The organism is Rhizobium herbae, assembly GCF_017873135.1.
Lineage (GTDB): Bacteria > Pseudomonadota > Alphaproteobacteria > Rhizobiales > Rhizobiaceae > Pararhizobium > Pararhizobium herbae.
Genome location: NZ_JAGGJV010000001.1, coordinates 955884 through 974649, shown reverse-complemented (window position 1 = coordinate 974649; position 18766 = coordinate 955884). Strand labels below are relative to the sequence as shown.

15 protein-coding genes are annotated in these 18766 nt (G+C 61.3%); 10 read left to right on the top strand and 5 right to left on the bottom strand.

The window, feature by feature from the left end; all coding sequences use genetic code 11:
• The first annotated feature begins 81 nt into the window (after window positions 1-81).
• From J2Z75_RS04775 to J2Z75_RS04750, 6 genes are all read left to right on the top strand, one after another.
• Window positions 82-1632: an amino acid permease gene (locus tag J2Z75_RS04775; RefSeq protein ID WP_209848370.1), complete on the top strand. Its 1551-nt coding sequence runs from the start codon at window positions 82-84 to the stop codon at window positions 1630-1632.
• A gap of 102 nt (window positions 1633-1734) precedes the next feature.
• Complete coding sequence (locus J2Z75_RS04770) at window positions 1735-3105, top strand: glutamine synthetase family protein (protein ID WP_209848367.1); 1371 nt, start codon at window positions 1735-1737, stop codon at window positions 3103-3105.
• Window positions 3106-3207: 102 nt separating this feature from the next.
• Window positions 3208-4587: an aldehyde dehydrogenase family protein gene (locus J2Z75_RS04765; RefSeq protein ID WP_209848364.1), complete on the top strand. Its 1380-nt coding sequence runs from the start codon at window positions 3208-3210 to the stop codon at window positions 4585-4587.
• A gap of 3 nt (window positions 4588-4590) precedes the next feature.
• The gene (locus J2Z75_RS04760; protein WP_209848361.1) at window positions 4591-5736 is read left to right on the top strand and encodes an iron-containing alcohol dehydrogenase; all 1146 of its coding nucleotides are present in this window, start codon (window positions 4591-4593) and stop codon (window positions 5734-5736) included.
• Between the two features lie 297 nt (window positions 5737-6033).
• On the top strand, window positions 6034-6843 hold the full coding sequence (locus J2Z75_RS04755) for a ParA family protein (protein ID WP_209848358.1): 810 nt from the start codon (window positions 6034-6036) through the stop codon (window positions 6841-6843).
• A gap of 204 nt (window positions 6844-7047) precedes the next feature.
• Window positions 7048-7740, top strand: coding sequence for a ParA family protein (locus tag J2Z75_RS04750; protein WP_209848355.1), 693 nt, complete (start codon window positions 7048-7050; stop codon window positions 7738-7740).
• 71 nt (window positions 7741-7811) lie between these two features.
• Here J2Z75_RS04750 and J2Z75_RS04745 read toward each other — a convergent pair whose 3' ends face one another.
• Entirely contained in the window at window positions 7812-9101 is a 1290-nt protein-coding gene (locus J2Z75_RS04745; protein WP_209848352.1) for an NAD(P)/FAD-dependent oxidoreductase, read from the bottom strand.
• 350 nt (window positions 9102-9451) lie between these two features.
• Window positions 9452-10828: a L,D-transpeptidase family protein gene (locus J2Z75_RS04740; protein ID WP_209848349.1), complete on the bottom strand. Its 1377-nt coding sequence runs from the start codon at window positions 10826-10828 to the stop codon at window positions 9452-9454.
• Between the two features lie 215 nt (window positions 10829-11043).
• Here J2Z75_RS04740 and J2Z75_RS04735 point away from each other — a divergent pair, with 215 nt between their 5' ends.
• Window positions 11044-11898 (top strand): DUF4432 family protein, encoded by an 855-nt coding sequence (locus J2Z75_RS04735; protein ID WP_209848346.1) that lies wholly within the window; start codon window positions 11044-11046, stop codon window positions 11896-11898.
• Between the two features lie 78 nt (window positions 11899-11976).
• Window positions 11977-12315, top strand: a complete 339-nt coding sequence (locus J2Z75_RS04730; RefSeq protein WP_209848343.1) for a TIGR01244 family sulfur transferase — start codon at window positions 11977-11979, stop codon at window positions 12313-12315.
• Window positions 12316-12374: 59 nt separating this feature from the next.
• Here J2Z75_RS04730 and J2Z75_RS04725 read toward each other — a convergent pair whose 3' ends face one another.
• Genes J2Z75_RS04725 through J2Z75_RS04715 form a run of 3 tightly spaced genes read right to left on the bottom strand, consistent with a single transcriptional unit; the run spans window position 12375 to window position 15958 of the window.
• Entirely contained in the window at window positions 12375-14021 is a 1647-nt protein-coding gene (locus J2Z75_RS04725) for a thiamine pyrophosphate-binding protein (protein WP_209848341.1), read from the bottom strand.
• Window positions 14022-14058: 37 nt separating this feature from the next.
• The gene (locus J2Z75_RS04720; protein WP_209848337.1) at window positions 14059-15009 is read right to left on the bottom strand and encodes a DMT family transporter; all 951 of its coding nucleotides are present in this window, start codon (window positions 15007-15009) and stop codon (window positions 14059-14061) included.
• Window positions 15010-15022: 13 nt separating this feature from the next.
• On the bottom strand, window positions 15023-15958 hold the full coding sequence (locus J2Z75_RS04715; protein ID WP_209848334.1) for an alpha/beta hydrolase: 936 nt from the start codon (window positions 15956-15958) through the stop codon (window positions 15023-15025).
• A 194-nt stretch (window positions 15959-16152) separates the two neighbouring features.
• Here J2Z75_RS04715 and J2Z75_RS04710 point away from each other — a divergent pair, with 194 nt between their 5' ends.
• Both J2Z75_RS04710 and ettA read left to right on the top strand, forming a co-directional pair.
• On the top strand, window positions 16153-16920 hold the full coding sequence (locus tag J2Z75_RS04710; protein ID WP_209848331.1) for a ribonuclease T2: 768 nt from the start codon (window positions 16153-16155) through the stop codon (window positions 16918-16920).
• 92 nt (window positions 16921-17012) lie between these two features.
• Entirely contained in the window at window positions 17013-18662 is a 1650-nt protein-coding gene (gene ettA, locus J2Z75_RS04705) for an energy-dependent translational throttle protein EttA (protein ID WP_209848328.1), read from the top strand.
• Window positions 18663-18766: the final 104 nt, after the last annotated feature.

Below are 18766 nucleotides of genomic sequence, written 5' to 3'. Positions count from 1 at the left end.
CTGGTCCATGGGCTTCCATGGACACCGGCATTTCAGCCGTCCGGCAATACCGCCGGAGGCTGGTCGATACAGGGGAAAAAGATGTCAGACTATTCAGAAACAGACAAAAAGCACGACGTGGGCGTGCTGCATTCTATGGGCTACGCCCAGGAACTTGAACGGCGGATGAGTTCATTCTCGAATTTCGCCATTTCCTTCTCGATCATCTGCATCCTGTCCGGCGGCATCAATTCGCTGGGGCAGGCAACCTCGGGAGCGGGCGGTGCTGCCATCGGCATCGGTTGGCCGCTCGGTTGCCTGATGTCGGGCCTTTTCGCGCTTGGCCTGGCACAGATTTCATCGGCCTATCCGACGGCGGGCGGTCTCTACCACTGGGGTTCCATCCTCGGCAACCGCTTCACCGGCTGGCTTGCCGCCTGGCTGAACCTGCTCGGGCTCATCACAGTGCTCGGCGCGATCAATGTCGGCACCTTCTACTTCTTCCTCGGAGCATTCGGTGCGCAGTTCGGCATTGAGGACACGATCACGGACCGCGTCCTGTTCGTGGCCGTCATTACCGCCCTGCAGGCAGGCATCAACCATTTCGGCATTGGTCTGACGGCCAAACTCACCGACTTGTCCGGCTACCTGATTTTCGCCGCCGCCGCCGCGTTGACGCTGGTTTGCCTCGGCTCGGCGTCCTCGTTCGAGGTCTCGCGCCTGTTCACCTTCGCCAACTATACCGGTACCGAAGGTGCAAGCGCCGTCTGGCCGGTGGTGACGTCTGGCGGCATGGCATTCCTGCTTGGCCTGCTTCTGCCGATCTACACGATCACCGGCTACGATGCATCGGCCCATACATCCGAAGAGACCAAGAAGGCTTCCGTCTCCGTGCCGCGCGGCATGGTTTCGGCCGTCATCTGGTCCTCGATCTTCGGCTACATCATGCTGTGCGCCTTCGTTCTGATGATCCCGAACATGGACGACGCCGCCAAGCAGGGCTGGAACGTCTTCTTCTGGGCCATGGATGCGCAGGTCAACCCGACCGTCAAGACCATCCTCTACTGGGCGATCTTCGTGTCGCAGTTCCTCTGCGGTCTTGCGACTGTCACCTCGGTTTCGCGCATGATCTTCGCGTTTTCGCGCGACGGCGGCCTGCCGGCTTCGGCGGCACTCGCCAAGGTCAGCCCGAAGTTCCGTTCGCCGGTTGCGGCGATCTGGACGGGGTCCATCCTCTCGGTGCTGTTCGTCTGGTTTACCTCGGCAATCACGATCGCAGGAACGCCGGCCTATTCGATCGTCGTGTCCTGCACCGTCATCTTCCTGTTCCTGTCCTTCGCCCTGCCGATCGCGCTCGGCATCGTGACGGTCGGAACGCCGAAATGGCCAGCCATGGGACCCTGGAACATGGGGGCAGGCGCCTTCAAGGTTGTCGGCGTTCTCTCGCTCGTCTCGATGGCGCTGATCTTTTATATCGGTATCCAGCCGCCGAACGATTGGGCGCTTGAAATTACTATCGGCTTCTTCGTGCTGACGGCAATCGTCTGGTTCGTCTTTGAAAACAAGCGTTTCAAGGGCCCGCCGATCGGCGACATGATTGCCGCGCGCAAGGCGGAGATCGCCGCTGCCGAAAAGGCTGTTGGTCAGATCTGATCATAGCATGACGAGACGGAAGCCGCCCGGTCGGCGGCTTCCGCAACACGTCCAACGGAGCGCGCACCGGCGGCGTTCCTGTCAATCACGGGATTTTTTATCATGAGCGCGAGCTATTCGTTTGAAGAGTTGAAAAAGGATGTCGCCGAGGGCCGCATCGATACGGTGCTGGCCTGCCAGGTGGACATGCAGGGACGACTGATGGGCAAGCGCTTCCATGCGCAGTTCTTCGTCGACAGCGCCTGGGAGGAGACCCACAGCTGCAACTACCTGCTGGCAACCGACATGGAAATGGACACCGTCTCCGGCTACAAGTCGACCAGCTGGGAAGCAGGCTATGGCGACTATACGATGAAGCCGGACCTCTCGACGCTCCGGCGTATTCCATGGCTCGAAGGCACGGCGCTGGTTCTCTGCGACATGCTCGACCATCACACCCACAAGGAGGTGCCGCATTCGCCGCGCGCCATCCTGAAGAAGCAGGTCGCAAGGCTCGAGGCCATGGGCCTCAAGGCCTTCATGGCGACCGAGCTCGAATTCTTCCTGTTCGACCAGAGCTATGACACCGCGCGCGAGAGCGGCTACCGCGATCTGAAACTGGTCAGCGGTTATAACGAGGACTACCACATCTTCCAGACCACCAAGGAAGAGGATGTGATGCGGGCGATCCGCAACGGTCTGCAGGGCGCCGGCATCCCGGTCGAAAACACCAAGGGCGAAGCGTCAGCCGGCCAGGAAGAGGTTAACGTGCGCTACGCCGACGCGCTGACCATGGCCGACCGGCATGTGATCATCAAGAATGGCTGCAAGGAAATCGCCTGGAGCAAAGGCAAGGCGATCACCTTCCTTGCGAAGTGGAACTACGACGCGGCCGGTTCCTCGTCGCATATCCACCAATCGCTCTGGAGCGTTGACGGCAAGACGTCGAAATTCTTCGATAAGGAAGCCGAATACGGCATGTCGGAGATGATGCGGTATTATGTGGCCGGTCTTTTGACCCATGCCGGCGAGATCACCTATTTCCTGGCCCCCTACATCAACTCCTACAAGCGCTTCGTGGCCGGTACCTTCGCGCCGACCAAGGCCGTCTGGAGCAAGGACAACCGCACCGCCGGCTACCGCCTGTGTGGCGAAGGCACCAAGGCGATCCGCATCGAATGCCGCGTCGGCGGCTCGGATCTCAATCCGTATCTCGCCATGGCCGCGCTGATTGCTGCCGGTATTGCCGGTATCGAGGGCAAGATGGAGCTGGAAGCACCGTTCGTCGGCGACGCCTATGGCGGCAAGAACATCCGTGAGATTCCGCGCACGCTGCGCGACGCGGCCGCTGCGCTCAACAGCTCCAAGATGCTGCTCGACGCCTTCGGCGAGGACGTCATCGAGCACTACACTCGCGCTGCCGAATGGGAGCAGGAAGAATACGACCGCCGCGTGACCGACTGGGAAGTGGCACGCGGATTCGAGCGGGCGTAACGCCTTATTTCGGGTGCAGTCGCACTCTATCTGCCACGGTCAGGCCATCGGCCGGTCCGTGGCATCCAGCATTCTCAAAGACGACAAGACAGGAAGATGATCATGACCATGATCCAATGTATTTCCCCGGTGAACGGGGAGGTTTACGCGGAACGTCCGGCGGTAGATGCAGCTGTTGCCTCTGCTGCGGTTGTCCGCGCCCGCGCAGCGCAGAAAAGCTGGGCGAAGCTCGCCATTGAGGACCGCGTCAAGCTGGTCATGGCCGGCGTCGCGCGGCTCAACGAGATGGTCGACGAGGTCGTGCCGGAACTGGCCTGGCAGATGGGCCGGCCGATCCGCTATGGCGGCGAGTTCCGTGGCTTCAACGAACGCTCCAACTACGTGGCGGCGATCGCGGCCGATGCGCTGGCGCCGATCGTCGTCGAGGACAGCGCCAGCTTCGAGCGCCGCATCGAGCGGGTCGCCCACGGCGTCGTCTTCGTCATCGCGCCGTGGAACTACCCCTACATGACCGCGATCAACACGGTGGCTCCGGCGCTGATGGCGGGCAATGCCGTCATCCTGAAACATGCCAGCCAGACGATCCTCGTCGGCGAACGCATGGTGCGCGCTTTCGTCGAGGCCGGCGTTCCGGAAGATGTGTTCCAGAACATCTTCCTTGATCACGCCACGACTTCGGCGTTGATCGCGGCCAAGAGCTTCGACTTTGTCAACTTCACCGGCTCCGTCGAAGGCGGCCGGTCGATCGAGCGGGCAGCGGCCGGTACCTTCACCGGACTTGGCCTCGAACTCGGCGGCAAGGATCCTGGCTATGTCATGGAAGACGCCGATCTCGACGCTGCCGTCGAAACGTTGATGGACGGTGCGATGTTCAATTCCGGGCAGTGCTGTTGCGGCATCGAGCGCATCTATGTGAATGAAAACCTCTATGACGATTTCGTCGAGAAGGCCGTCGCCTTCGCCTCTGCCTACAAGCTCGGCAATCCGCTGGAGCAGGAAACCTCGCTCGGCCCGATGGCGCACAAGCGTTTTGCCGCCGAAGTGCGCGCGCAGACTGCCGAGGCCGTTGCCAAGGGTGCCAGGGCGCTGGTCGATCCGAAGCTGTTTCCACAGGACGACGGCGGTGCCTATCTTGCGCCGCAGGTCCTCGTCGATGTCGATCACTCCATGAAGGTGATGACGGAAGAAAGCTTCGGGCCGGTCGTCGGCATCATGAAGGTCAAGAACGATGCCGAAGCATTGGCCTTGATGAACGACTGCAAATACGGCCTGACCACCTCGCTCTGGACCAAGGACGCCGAACGCGCCGCCCGCATCGGCCAGGACCTTGAAACGGGCACCGTGTTCATGAACCGCGCCGACTATCTCGATCCGGCGCTGTGCTGGACCGGCGTCAAGGAAACCGGACGCGGCGGCTCGCTGTCGGTCATCGGCTTCCAGAACCTGACTCGCCCGAAATCCTATCACCTGAAGAAAGCCTGACCGATGACCATCACAGCCAACTGGAGCTATCCGACATCCATCAAGTTCGGAGCCGGCCGTATCAAGGAACTCGCCGACCATTGCAAGGCGCTGGGGATCAAGAAGCCGCTGCTGATCACCGACCGTGGCCTGGCGCCCATGCCGATCACCCAGAACGCGCTCGACATCCTCGACGCCGCTGGTCTTGGCCGTGCGTTGTTCGCCGATGTCGACAGCAACCCGACCGACGTCAATCTCGAGGCTGGCGTCAAGGCCTTCAAGGCGGGCGGCCATGACGGCGTCATCGCCTTTGGCGGCGGCTCGGGCCTCGATCTCGGCAAGTGCGTCGCCTTCATGGCGGGGCAGACGCGCCCTGTCTGGGACTTTGAAGATATCGGCGACTGGTGGACGCGCGCCAGCGTCGAGGGCATTGCCCCGATCATCGCCGTGCCGACGACGGCCGGTACCGGCTCGGAAGTCGGCCGCGCCTCGGTCATCACCAACTCCGAAACACACACCAAGAAGGTGATCTTTCATCCGAAGTTCCTGCCGGCGATCACGATCTGCGATCCGGAGCTGACGGTCGGCATGCCAAAGGTGATCACCGCGGGCACCGGCATGGATGCGTTTGCCCATTGCCTGGAAGCCTATTCCTCGCCGTTCTACCATCCGATGTCGGCCGGCATCGCGCTCGAAGGCCTGCGGCTGGTCAAGGAATACCTGCCCCGCGCCTACAAGGACGGAACGGATATCGAAGCGCGCGCCCATATGATGTCGGCCGCGGCCATGGGCGCCGTCGCCTTCCAGAAGGGTCTCGGCGCCATCCACTCGCTGTCGCACCCGGTCGGCGCCATCTACAACACCCATCATGGGATGACCAATGCCGTCGTCATGCCGCCGGTGCTGCGCTTCAATCGTCCGGCGATCGAGAGCAAGATCGGTATGGCGGCGGCCTATCTGGGCATTGCCGGCGGCTTCGACGGCTTCTATGACTATGTATTGAAGCTGCGGGAGGAACTGAGCGTTCCGGACAAGCTGTCGGCGCTTGGCGTGGGCACGGACCGTATCGACGAGATGGCCGCCATGGCGATCGTCGATCCGACGGCGGGCGGCAATCCGGTCGAGCTGACGCTCGATGCTGCCAAGCAGTTGTTCCACGATTGCATCTGACCCTGCGCAAACCGCCGTCGCGATGGCGGTTTTGATTGCTTCCTGGAATGGAGCCGGCTCCCGTGGCCGGCTCCATTTTTCATTTTCCGGCTAATAAAAATTCCATCATGTAAAATGCTACTTTCCCTTGTGCAGTTTTGTCGTAAAATTGTCACCGAAGTGTCATGGAGCGCATGAATTCGGGTGTTCGTTTCCCCTTCGTTAACGCTGTTTTGCAAGGCTGATGTTGGAGACCGCTGTTTCGCGAATGGAGTCGGCAGAAGGCAATGGCAGCTGCGGCGTGCCGGCAGGAATCATATGACTGTAATTTCAATTGCGAACGCCAAGGGCGGGGCCGGAAAGACGACAGTTGCATTGCTTCTGGCCATGGAGTTTGCGCAGAAGGGTGAGAAGGTCGTCCTTTTTGATTGCGATCCCCTTGCGTTCGCAGCCAAGTGGCATCGGTTGCCCGGTGCGGTAGACGCCATATACGTGGTGACCGGCATCACATTCGCCAATCTCGGCGGCAATCTGCGTGCACAGCAAGATCAGGCCACCCACATCATCATCGACCTGTCCGGCGCGCGCGACGCGCTGATTGCGCTGGCCGCCGGTCTTTCCGATCTCGTTCTCATTCCCGTGCAGGGATGTGCCATGGATGCGCAGGGCGCTGCACATGTGCTCGACCTCATCGGGCAGGTGGAAAGCAATGCGCGCAGCCATATCAATCATGCCGTTGTCCTGACCCGTGTCAGTTCTTTCGTGACGACGCGCGCCCTGCGCAGCGTCAAGGCGCTTCTGGCCAGCCGCAATATCGCGCTCCTCGATACGCCGATCATCGAGCGCAGCGCCTATCGCGACATGTTCGAGCATGGCGGAACGCTCTATACGATCGATGAAGCAAGGGTCAGCAATCTGGCAAAAGCGCAGCGAAACATGCAGAGTCTGGCGCTGGAAGTGCAGCGCCTCGTGGCGGCACCGGCGCATCCCCAATCGAGCGGCCCCTTTGCCCGGATGTGTCAGAGGGCGCCGGCGGATGTGCCCCTATCGCAAAAGGCCTTCGAGCATCCGTTGACGCCGCGTCCCGCTCAGGCGTTCCAGCTCGATACAGTGCACGCGGATCGCTGATTCCTTAAGTTCGACAGACATTTATCGTCATCTCCTTGAGCGATTTGCATACATCTGCGGATCGACAATCGTTAATTCTCGGGAGGGGTGTCTTCAGTCTTTGTTAACCACGATCTGAAAGATTTGATTAACCGAAGCGCGATGGATTTTGCGTCTTGCGGGAGCCATGCCGGGGCTCGGATTTCTTTTCAGACAGGGACAGACATGCCAGTCATTACATTTGCAAACACCAAGGGCGGCGCGGGCAAGACGACCGCCGCCTTGATCCTGGCGACGGAACTTGCGCGACACGGCGCGCGCGTCACCATTCTCGACGCCGATCCGCAGCACTGGATTTCCCACTGGCACGATATTTCCGGCAAGGTCCCGAATGTCGAGGTAATTTCCCATGTGACGATGGCGTCGATTCAGGGCCACATCAGCGAAAACCGGGTGGGAACCGACTATTTCATCATCGATCTGGCTGGCGCCCGCAACACGCTGATGGCGACCGCCATCGGCCTGTCCGATCACGTGATGATCCCGATCCAGGGCTGTGCCATGGATGCCAAGGGCGGCGCCCAGGTTCTCGAACTGCTCGGCTATCTCGAGGAAAAGGCAGGCATCCGCATCAACCACTCCGTCGTGCTGACCCGCGTCAATTCGCTGGTGACGACGCGGGCGCTGCAGGTGGTCAAGCAGCTGCTCTCCGAGCGCTCGGTCCCCGTGCTCGATACGCCGATCATCGAGCGGGCGGCGTTCCGTGATATTTTCGACTGTGGTGGCACCTTGCAGACGATGGACCCGAACCGGGTCAGCAATCTCGACAAGGCCTGCGAGAATGCGCGCGCTTTCGGCGACGAGGTGCGCAAGCTGGTTCCGCTCAGGCTTACGCGCGGCATGCGTCGCGCCGCCTGAAGATCAAGGCAAGGCATTGGATGATTTCAGCGCCGTGCGTTTTTCGCGCGGCGTTTTTGTATTGAAGGGCTCTAAAACCTGCGGTCGATGAAATGCTTGGCCTGTGCGCCGGCATGGTAGAAGGCCGACTTGAGGTTGCGCCATGGATCCGGCGTCAGTGCTGTTTCCGCAAGCGGCAGGGCGTTCGGTTCACCCGTGACATGGTTGGCCAGCGCACGGCCGAAGACTGTGCCCGGCGCGATGCCGCGTCCGTTGTAACCGCTGATCGAAAAGACGTTCGGCGCCATGACATGCATCTGCGGCAGGTTGTTGGTCGTCATGCCGATCCGGCCGTCCCACCAGTATTCGAAACGGAAATCGCCGATCGCCGGGAAAAGCTTGCGTAGCGAGCGCTCGGCAAAACCCCGATGCGTGCCTTCCGCCAGGGCATCGAGACGGCCGACGCTGCCGAAGATCAGCCGGTTCTGCTGGTCCATGCGGAACGAGGTCATGACCAGACCCGTGTCCCAGCAGCCTTGCCGCTCGGGCAGGATGCTCCGGGCGATGTTGTCCGACAGTGGGTTCGTGGCGAACTGGAAGTAGGGCAGGATCGTCAGTTCCTGGGTATAGGACGTCCAGGGCGTCCGGCTGAGCATGTCGCCATAGGCATTGGTGGCGACGATGACGGATCTGGCTGATATCGTGCCGCCTCCCACAGTCAGCTTCCAGAGATCGCCCTTGCGTTCGGCGGAGCGCAGCGGCGTTTCGGTGTAGATCTGCGCGCCGGCGGCAAGCGCCGCGCGGGCAAGGCCGCGGGCATAGGCAAGCGGCTGGATCGTGCCTGCCCGCCGGTCGAGCAGGGCGCCGGCGAAACCCGGGGCGCCAGTCAATTCGCCGGCACGGTCCGCCCCCACCACTTCCACCGGAGCACCGAATGCTTTCCACTGGCGCTCGCGATCCTGGATGTCCTTGAGCCCCTCGGGGCCGACGGCGAGATGCAGGGTGCCGTTGCGAACGGCTTCACAGGAAATGCCGTGTTTTTCGACAAGCTGGTAGACCAGTGACGGCCCGTCGCCCAGTTCGGTCAGCAGCCGCGTGCCGACCTCGGCGCCGAGCGTCGCGATCAGGTCTTCCGGCTTGGTCCACATGCCGGCATTGACGAGGCCGACATTGCGGCCGGAGCCGCCGAAGCCGATCATCTTCGCCTCGGCGACCGCGACTGTGACGCCCTTTTCCGCCAGATGCAGCGCTGCCGAAAGTCCGGTGAAGCCGCCGCCGATCACCGCGACATCGACGCTGATGTCGGCCGAGAGTGGCCTTGTGTCGGGGGCTGCGGGCGCCGTTGCATGCCAGAGGTTGGGAAGGGTGCGTTCGGCGGCCATCACGGCATTCCTCGTCTGTCGGAATTGGTCTTCATGTTCTCCGACAGATAGAGCATTGCGGCAATGTTTTTTAATGACAATATCTGATGAGGTCATGAACCCCGGCGATGTCTGTAGACACGAAAAAGTCGTGGCGCGCTTCCAAGCTCAACGCCACGACCTTGATTTCCGTCTTCGCGAGAAAAGTACCTTAATATCCAGGTATCCGAACCGCAGACGCGTCCCGGAGAATGTTTTCGTACTGAAGGTGCCCGGCTGCGGTTTGATCGCAGATCCAAGCCCCTTTATTCTCAACAGCATTCAGCCTTCGTCACTCCCCCAAATAGGGGATAAGCTGCGATTTTTTCACGTCAGTCCAGAAATTCGACGGTCGTGCCGACGCTGACCATCTTGGCGAGTTCCGTTGCATCCCAATTGGTCAGGCGCACGCAGCCATGGCTCTGGGTCTTGCCGATCTTCGACGGCTCAGGTGTTCCATGGATGCCGTAGGTCGGCTTCGACAGGGCGATCCAGACCGTGCCGACCGGGCCGTTCGGGCCGGGCTGCAGCGTCAGGATCTGGTCGTTTTCGCCCTGCTTGAAGTTGATCTTCGGATTGTAGGTGTAGCCGGGATCGAAAGCGATGCGATCGACCTGCACAGTGCCCGAGGGTGACGGTGTGTCGGACGAGCCGATCGTCGCCGGATAGGCTGCTATCAGTGTTCCAGCCTCGTCATAGGCAAAGACCTGCTTGCGGTACTTGTCGGCGACGATGCGTGTCACCTTGCCCTTTTTCATTTCGCCGGGGTTGATCACCTTGATGATGGTGCCTGGAATGGTGAAATCGACGCCGGGATTGAGTTCGCGCAGATAGGTCTCGTCCATGTGGAATTTCTCGCCGAGCATCTCCGTCGTCGAGGTGAAGGAGAGGTGCGGAAGCGCCGCCTTGTGGGCGTAGTCTTCCGGGATGGAGGCGACATAGGGGCCGGCGGCATCCGCCGCGGTGATCGTGTAGGTGGTGATCGGCAGCCCGCCGGTGAAACGCAGGCGCTCGAGAATGTCGTCGGTGTTGTTCGGATCCAGCGTCTCGCCGGTTGCCTGCTGCCAGGCTTCGATCGCCTTGGTGACGTTCGAGCCGGTCTTGCCGTCGATCACGCCCGGAGAGAAACCCTCGCGGTCGAGAAAGACCTGCAGCGCAGTGATCTCGGCGCTCGATTTCTTGGTGATCTGCGTTGCTGGGGGCAGAGTCTGGCGTGGCTGTGTGTTTTCCTCCGGCGGCAGCGCCGCCATGTCGTTCTCGTCCTCCAGTGGAAGGCTGGTCGGCAATTCCTGGCGCTCGACGTTCGGCGGCGCGGCATTGCGGAAATCCTGAATTGAGCCGGTCACATCGCCGGGCTGGGAAAAGCCCTGGTCGGTAAAGGCGGGATCGGAATAGCCGTAATCCGGATTGGTATAGACGTCGCGGTTCACCTCGCGGCGGCGCACGGGCTCGCGCTGGCGGCCGGATCCCATGACGGTCGCAACGACATTGCCCCAGGCATCGACCAGAACGGTGCGGCCGCGCCGGTCGCGCATCATCTGCACGTCGCCGGATTCCGGAATGTAATCGAGGATTTCACCCTGCGGTGTCACCAGAACCGCATCGGCGGGCAGGCGGGCGACGCTGTCCTGCGCCTTGGCGGCGGAGGCAAGTGCGAACACGCTGGCGGCGGCAAAAAGGGCAAAGCCGGTCTTGAAAACGAACGTCACGGTGAAACCTGTTGTCTGGCAGTTGAACTCGGGGCGTACAAATCAAATGGGACGGTAATATGAATAAACTGAATTCATTATGAACAGTTCCCTAAAATCATTCGAATTCTGTGGCTTGACGGCTTCAGGCAGGTGATGCGCGACTTTCTTTGCGGTAGTTTCTGCTGATGGATTTCCGCTGGCTTCCGCCGGTGGAAAGCAGTGGGGGGAGCGCAATGCCGATCACGATATCCGGTGGTGTACGCGATGGCGACTTCCAGATCCTTCTTGATCGGCAATCCGCGCTGGATATCGGCGCCTTCGCTGTCGACGGCGTCGATATTTCGCCGGGCATCGCGGTCCCATCGGATGGAGACAAGCGCATCGACCATGCACTGCAGGGTTTCTTCTTCACCTGTGGCCCGGACCATATTCGTCATCCCGAGCCGGTCGACGGAGATGGGGACGTTCGAATGTTCCCATTGCATGGTTCGCTGTGCGGGACACCGGTCGGGCGAACGGAGATGCCGGCAGCGGGCGAGTGGCCCGGATGTTTCGCCGAAACCGAAGTTCGGCTTGCGAGTGGCGGCGTGGCGCGCGTCTCCCGGCGATGGACCGTCAGCGCCGACACGGCAGAGGTCATGCTTTCGGACCGAATCACTAACACCGGAGATGCGCCGTTTGCCCCGATGCTGATGTATCACATCAACATCGGCGGCTGGCTGCTCGGCGATGGCACTCATATCACGGGGGCGATGTTTGGTGGCGAGCCGCGTCCATGGCGATTCGGCGAGGGGGAAAGCGCGCATTTCTGCGTGCCTGCCGCGCCGGCGGCGGAAGACGGCTGGGCGCAGGTGGCGCTCGGGCCATTCGATGCCCTGTCCGACCGCTCGCTGATCGTCCGGTTTTCCACGGCGAGATTACCGTTCCTGCAGATGTGGCGATGCCAGCGCGGTTCTGCCGACGTCATCAGCATCGAGCCTGTTTCGCACCGGATCGCGAAGCGTACCGAACTGGCGGCGGCCGGCGAAATGCCGATGCTTCAACCCGGTGAGGCGATCGACTACGCGCTGGCTTTCCAGATCCGCTAAGCCGCCTTTCCAATTGACGCGTCAGGCTGCCGGTCTTACATCAGTCCGGGCATTATTTTGAGGAAGGCACCCCCCCCCATGGACATTCGCCAGATCAACGATGAGTATTCGGTCACCGGACAGATTTCCCTCGAGGACCTCGATGCGATCAAGGCGCTGGGGTTCAAGTCCATCGTCTGCCATCGCCCGGATTTTGAGCAGCCGGACCAGCCGCAGTTCGAGACGATCGCTGCCCGTGCCAAGGAGCTCGGCCTTGAGATCACCCATATTCCGGTCGGCCCGATGGGCGTGACGGCGGACGCCGTGCGCGAAATGGTCGATGCGCTGGATACGTTCGAGCGTCCGATGCTCGGATACTGCCGCTCAGGCGCCCGTTCGACCAATGTCTACCAGCAGACCCAGCACATTCGCGGCTGAGATATTTTGCGAACGGCGCGCATTCTTCTGATTGCGCGCCGTTCGTGTATTCACAGTGTCTAACCGTTTCTGATCTGGCTCAGCGTCCGCGTCGGCGTGATTGCCTCGGGATCGAGCCTGATCTCGATGATCGACGGTTTGCCGCTTTGGCGGGCCCGCTCGAACGCGCCGGCGAACTCTTCCGTCTTCTCCACCCGTTCGCCATGGCCGCCATAGGCGCGGGCGAAGGCTGCGAAATCGGGATTGGTCAGGTCGGTTCCGCTGACCCGGCCCGGATATTCACGTTCCTGATGCATGCGGATCGTGCCGTAGATGCCGTTGTTGATGACCAGCGTGATGATCGGCAGGTGGTAGCGGACGGCGGTGGCGAATTCCTGCCCGTGCATCATGAAACAGCCGTCGCCGGCAAAGCAGATCACCTCGCGGTCGGGGAATAGGTGTTTGGCCGCGACTGCCGCAGGCAGGCCGTAGCCCATCGAGCCCGAGGTCGGCGCCGCCTGCGTATTGAAACGCCGAAACCGGTGGAAGCGATGCAGCCAGGTCGCGTAATTTCCAGCGCCATTGGTAAAGATCGCGTTTTCCGCGGTATTTTCCTCGATGAACCGCATGATCGGCCCCATCTGCACGTCGCCCGGGCCGGTTTTCGGCGGAGTCGACCAGGTCAGATAGGCCTGATGCATTCTTGCCGTCCGTTCGGACTGACGATGTGGCTGCGCCGGTTTCAGGGTCTCAAGGGCCGCTGAGAAATCATCGGGCGCTGCGGCGATCGCCAAATCCGGGCGGTAGACGCGGCCGAGTTCGCCGGGATCGGGATGGACGTGCACCAGCGTCTGGTGCGGGTAGGGCACGTCAAGAAGCGTGTAGCCCGAAGACGGCATTTCCGAAAAGCGCCCGCCGATCAGGAGTACGAGATCCGCGTCGCGGATTTCCCTCGCCAGCGCCGGATTGATGCCGATACCGACGTCTCCGGCATAATTCGGATGCAAATGATTGAACAGCATCTGGCGGCGGAAGGAGCAGCCGACCGGCAGGTCGAAACGCTCGGCAAAAGACTGGAACTGCCTGACCGCCTGTTCGTTCCAGCGCGTACCGCCGAGGATGGCGATCGGCCGTTGCGCCTTGGCGAGGAGGGCTTCCAGCGCGTTTAGTTGACCCGGGCCGGGATGGCCTTCCACCTGTTGATAGGGCTTTGCGGATACGGCCTCCGTCTTCTGAGTCAGCATGTCTTCCGGCAGGGTCAGGACCACCGGGCCGGGGCGGCCGGAGGTGGCGACCGAAAAGGCGCGGGTGACGAATTCGGGGATGCGGGCGGGATCGTCGATCTCGCCGACCCATTTGGCGATTTCGGTGAAGGCGCGGCGGTACTCGATTTCCTGAAAGGCTTCGCGCTCGCGGGCGTCGCGCTGGACCTGGCCGATGAACAGGATCATCGGGATCGAATCCTGCCGGGCGATGTGCAGGCCGGCGGACGCATTCATGGCGCCGGGACCGCGCGTCACCATGCAGATGCCGGGCTCGCCTGTCAGCCGGCCCCAGGCGTCGGCCATCATCGCCGCTCCGCCCTCCTGACGGCAGACCACCACGTCTATATCCGTATCGTAGAGTGCATCGAGCACGGCAAGATAGCTTTCGCCGGGCACACAGGACACCCGCCTGACGCCGTTTGCCTTCAGCGCCTCGACGATCAATTCTCCGCCTGTCTTCATGTCCGCTCCTCCCAAAGCCTCTCGAAAACTGTCTGCGTCAGATGGCCGGCGATACCGGCGCGATACTGGCTGTCTTGTTGATCTTGCGTTCGCGCCAGATGATGTAGAGGCCGGATGCGATGATGATGGCAATGCCCAGCCATTTCAGCGCGTCCGGCAGGTCGCCGAACACCAGCCAGCCGAAGATCGTCGCCGAGACGATCTCCAGATATTGCAGCGGCGCCAGCACCGAGGCGGGTGCTGCGCGATAGGCGTAAACGCCGAGCACCCCGGAAATCGTCGCCGTGATCCCGACGCCCAGCAGATAGAGACCGGCGGTCCTGTCCGGCATGACGGGGTCGAAAATCTCCGAGCCGGTGCCGTCACCGATATAAAGCAGGATGCCGCAGAACACCGCGCCCCAGATGCCCGCGTGAAACTGCATCGACCATGGATCCTCGTTCTGCGCGACGAGGCGGGTCACCAGCAGGAACACGGCAAGCCCGAAGGCAGAGACGATCGGCAACAGGGCGATCCAGCCCACCTCCTGCATGCTGGGCTGGATGACCAGCAGCGCGCCGAGGAAGCCGACAGCGCAGGCGGTATAGCGCCGCCAGCCGATGGTCTCCTTCAGGAAGATGCTGCCGAGGATGGTCAGGATGATCGGCTCGACGAAGAAGATGGCGATGGCATCCGCCACTTCCATGGCTTTCAGCGTGGTGATGAAGGACAGCATGGTGACGACCAGAAGGCCGCCGCGCAGCATATGCAGCCCAGTCTTCTTCCAGGTGAGATCGAGCAGCGTGCCGCGGATGATGACGATCGGCAGGATGAAAATCACCTGCAGCACGAAGCGGACGGCGGTGATCTCTGCCGACGGAATGGTGGTGATGGCCAGCTTGGCGAAAATATCGATCAGCGGCGAGATCAGCACCGCGATGACCATCAGGCCCAGTCCGAATGAAATATCGTTGCGGCTTTTCGCAGCCTTTGGAGAAATATCGGTCATGCCATGCCTTCGCTTACGTCCGCCGGTCCACGACAGAAAGGCACCAGCCGGCAAAATCGCGCATGGCGCCGTCGCGTTCCGTTTCGTTCAGGGTTTCGTGGCGCATCGTCGGGTAGACGATCGTCGTCACGCGCTTCAGTCCCACCTTTTCCATGCGCTGTGCCAGCCAGCGGATTTCACGCCCGCCATTGGTGGCGGGATCCTGCCCGCCGCCGACAAGATGGATGGGCAGGTTTTGCGGCAACCGTCGCAACCGGTCGGGCCGCGCCCCGGCAAAGGTCAGGTCGAACAGGTCGATCCACAGCGAGACGCTTGCGTCGAAACCGCAGAGCGGGTCGTTGATGTATTTTGCGACCTCCACCGGATCATGCGACAGCCAGTCGAACGCGGTCTTGTGATTGGGAATTGATTTGCCCCAGGTACCGAATGTCAGCTTCGGCAGGATGCCGCTCGGAACGTCGGAGCCTTTCAGCATCTTTTCGATGGCCAGGATCACTTGCGCGGCGCGGCCGGCAAGGCCCGGATTGAAGTTGGAGTTCCAGACAGCCAGACCATCATAGAGGCCCGGATCGTTCTCCGCCGCATTGAGCGCGATCAGGCCGCCCATGGAATGGCCGAACAGGATGATGGGAAGGCCGGGATGGTTGCCCGCCGCCATGTCGCGCATCGCCCGGACATCGTCCAGGACCTTGTCGATACCCTGCGACTGGGCATAGCGGCCGAACGGCGCATCGGCAGCCGTGGTTGCGCCGTGACCGCGATGGTCGTGCGCATAGACGTGGAAACCGCTGGAGGCCATGACATCGGCGAAACGCGCATAGCGAGCGGAATGTTCGGCAAGTCCGTGGCTGATGATCAGCACTCCTTTTTCAGGTGCTGTGGCACGCTGACGGCGCCAGGCAAGAGCAGCTCCGCTCGGGCTTTGCAATGTTTCGAGCTTGGCAAACACTCCCGAATCCTCCCTGGGCCAAGTTCCGGCACTTCATCGCTATCAACTTGATTTGTCTGCCAAACGCAATCGGCGCTTGTTGCCTGTTCGGCATCAGGTCAGGAAATAATCGACCAGATAAGGATTCCAGGTTGCATTTTTCCCGTTTTAGTCCTCATATGATCATGTTTTGTTCTTTTTTGGAGAGGCCTGTCATGCAAGGAAATGTGAGGAATATCTTTGTGCCGCTTCTGTGCTCCCTGGTTACGGCCATACTCGCCGTGATGGTTGCGCCACCGGCATTTGCGGAGGAAAAGGCAACGTCGCCGAAGGGAAAGACCGAGTACATTCTCGCTGTCAGCTGGCAGCCCGGATTCTGCGAAACGCGGCCGAACCGCAAGGAATGCACCGGGCAGACCTCCGAGCGCTACGATGCGACGCATTTCTCCCTGCATGGTCTCTGGCCGATGAAGAAGAGCTATTGCGGCGTGGCGGCGGATATCCGGGCGCGTGACAGGAAGGGGGACTGGCTGGAACTGCCGCAACTGGCAATGGCTGAGGATACGGCTGCCAGGCTTTTGGTCGCCATGCCGGGTACGCAATCGGGTCTCGACCGGCATCAATGGCTGCGCAGCGGCACCTGCCAGGGCGGCACTGTGCAGGACTATTTTGCCCTGCAGCTTCGTTTTCTCGATGAACTCAATGGTTCTGCGGTGCGCGCATTGTTTGCCGATCGGCTCGGGCGCGATGTGACGGAAAGCGATGTCAAGCAGGCCTTCGATACGAGCTTCGGCAAGGGAGCCGGCGACCGCGTCCGGATGCGCTGCCAGAAGGCGGGCGCACGCAGCGTCATTACCGGGCTGACGATCGGCCTTTCGGGCGATGTCGCCGCCAATACCGGTCTTTCGGCACTGATCCTTGCCGCCGGCGATACCGATTTCAAATGTGGCAAGGGCACCGTCGATGCAGCCGGTATTCAGTGAATGGCACGGGTGAAGCCGGTTTCTTCATTGCTCCGCCGGGATAATTCGCCTACATAGCGGGCAAAATCCCATTCCGTCGGAGCAGTCTCTCTATGGCACGTCAATTCATCTATCATATGTCAGGGCTGAACAAGTCCTACGGCACCAAGAAGGTGCTGGAGAATGTCAACCTGTCGTTCTATCCGGATGCCAAGATCGGTATCCTCGGTCCGAACGGTGCCGGCAAGTCGACCGTGCTGCGCATCATGGCCGGACTCGACAAGGAATATACCGGCGAAGCCTGGGTCGCTCAGGGTGCGACGGTCGGCTATCTGGCACAGGAGCCGCAGCTCGATCCGAACAAGACGGCGATGGAAAACGTCATGGAGGGCGTTGCCGACAAGACCGCCATACTCGAGCGCTACAACGAACTGATGATGAACTATTCCGACGAGACGGCGGAAGAGGGCTCCAAGCTTCAGGACATCATCGACGGCCAGAACCTGTGGGATCTCGAAAGCCAGGTCGAGATGGCGATGGAAGCCCTGCGTTGCCCGCCGGGCGACGCCGATGTAACCAGCCTGTCGGGCGGTGAGCGCCGCCGTCTGGCCTTGTGCAAGCTGCTGCTCTCCAAGCCGGACTTGCTGCTGCTCGACGAACCGACCAACCATCTCGACGCCGAAACCATCGGCTGGCTGGAAAACCATCTGCGCCAGTATGCCGGCGCCGTGATGATGATCACCCACGATCGCTACTTCCTCGACAACGTCACGGGCTGGATCCTCGAACTCGATCGTGGCCGCAGCATTCCCTATGAAGGCAACTATTCGGCTTACTTGCTCGCCAAGGCCAAGCGCATGCAGCAGGAAAATCGTGAAGACGCCTCCCGCCAGAAGGCGATCAGCCGCGAGCAGGAATGGATCGCTTCCAGCCCGAAGGCCCGTCAGTCGAAGTCGAAAGCCCGCATCAAGGCCTATGACGAACTGGTCGATGCGGCCGACAAGATGCGTCTTGGCGATGCGCAGATCATCATTCCTATTGGTGAGCGCCTCGGTCAGGTGGTTATCGAAGCCGAGAACATCACCAAGGGTTACGGCGACCGCGTCCTGATCGACGACCTGTCGATCAAGCTGCCGCCAGGTGGCATCGTCGGCGTCATCGGCCCGAACGGCGCCGGCAAGACGACACTGTTCCGGATGATCACCGGCCAGGAAAAGCCCGATAGCGGCACCTTCCGCGTCGGCGATTCCGTCAAGCTCGGTTATGTCGACCAGAGCCGCGACGCGCTGGATGGAGCCAAGACCGTCTGGGAAGAAATTTCCGGCGGTGCCGAAGTCATCAAGCTCGGCAAGCTGGAAATGAATTCGCGCGCCTATTGCGGCGCCTTCAACTTCAAGGGCACAGACCAGCAGCAGAAGGTCGGCAACCTCTCCGGCGGTCAACGCAACCGCGTTCACCTTGCCAAGATGCTGAAGGCCGGCGGCAATGTGCTGCTGCTCGACGAACCGACCAACGACCTCGATACCGAAACGCTGGCAGCGCTCGAAATCGCGCTGGAAAACTTTGCCGGCTGCGCCGTCATCATCAGCCACGATCGCATGTTCCTCGACCGACTGGCGACGCACATCCTCGCCTTTGAAGGCGACAGCCATGTCGAATGGTTCGAAGGGAACTTCGAGGACTACGAGAAGGACAAGATCCGCCGCCTCGGCCCGGAATCGGTCAACCCGAGCCGCGTCAGCTACAAGCGTCTGACGCGCTAAGCGGATGCGGGCGTCGCTGCCCGTCACACAGCCAAGAACGAAAAAGGCGGTCCGCTCGGGCCGCCTTTTTCGTTTGATATCGCCTGTGAACAGAACCCATGCCA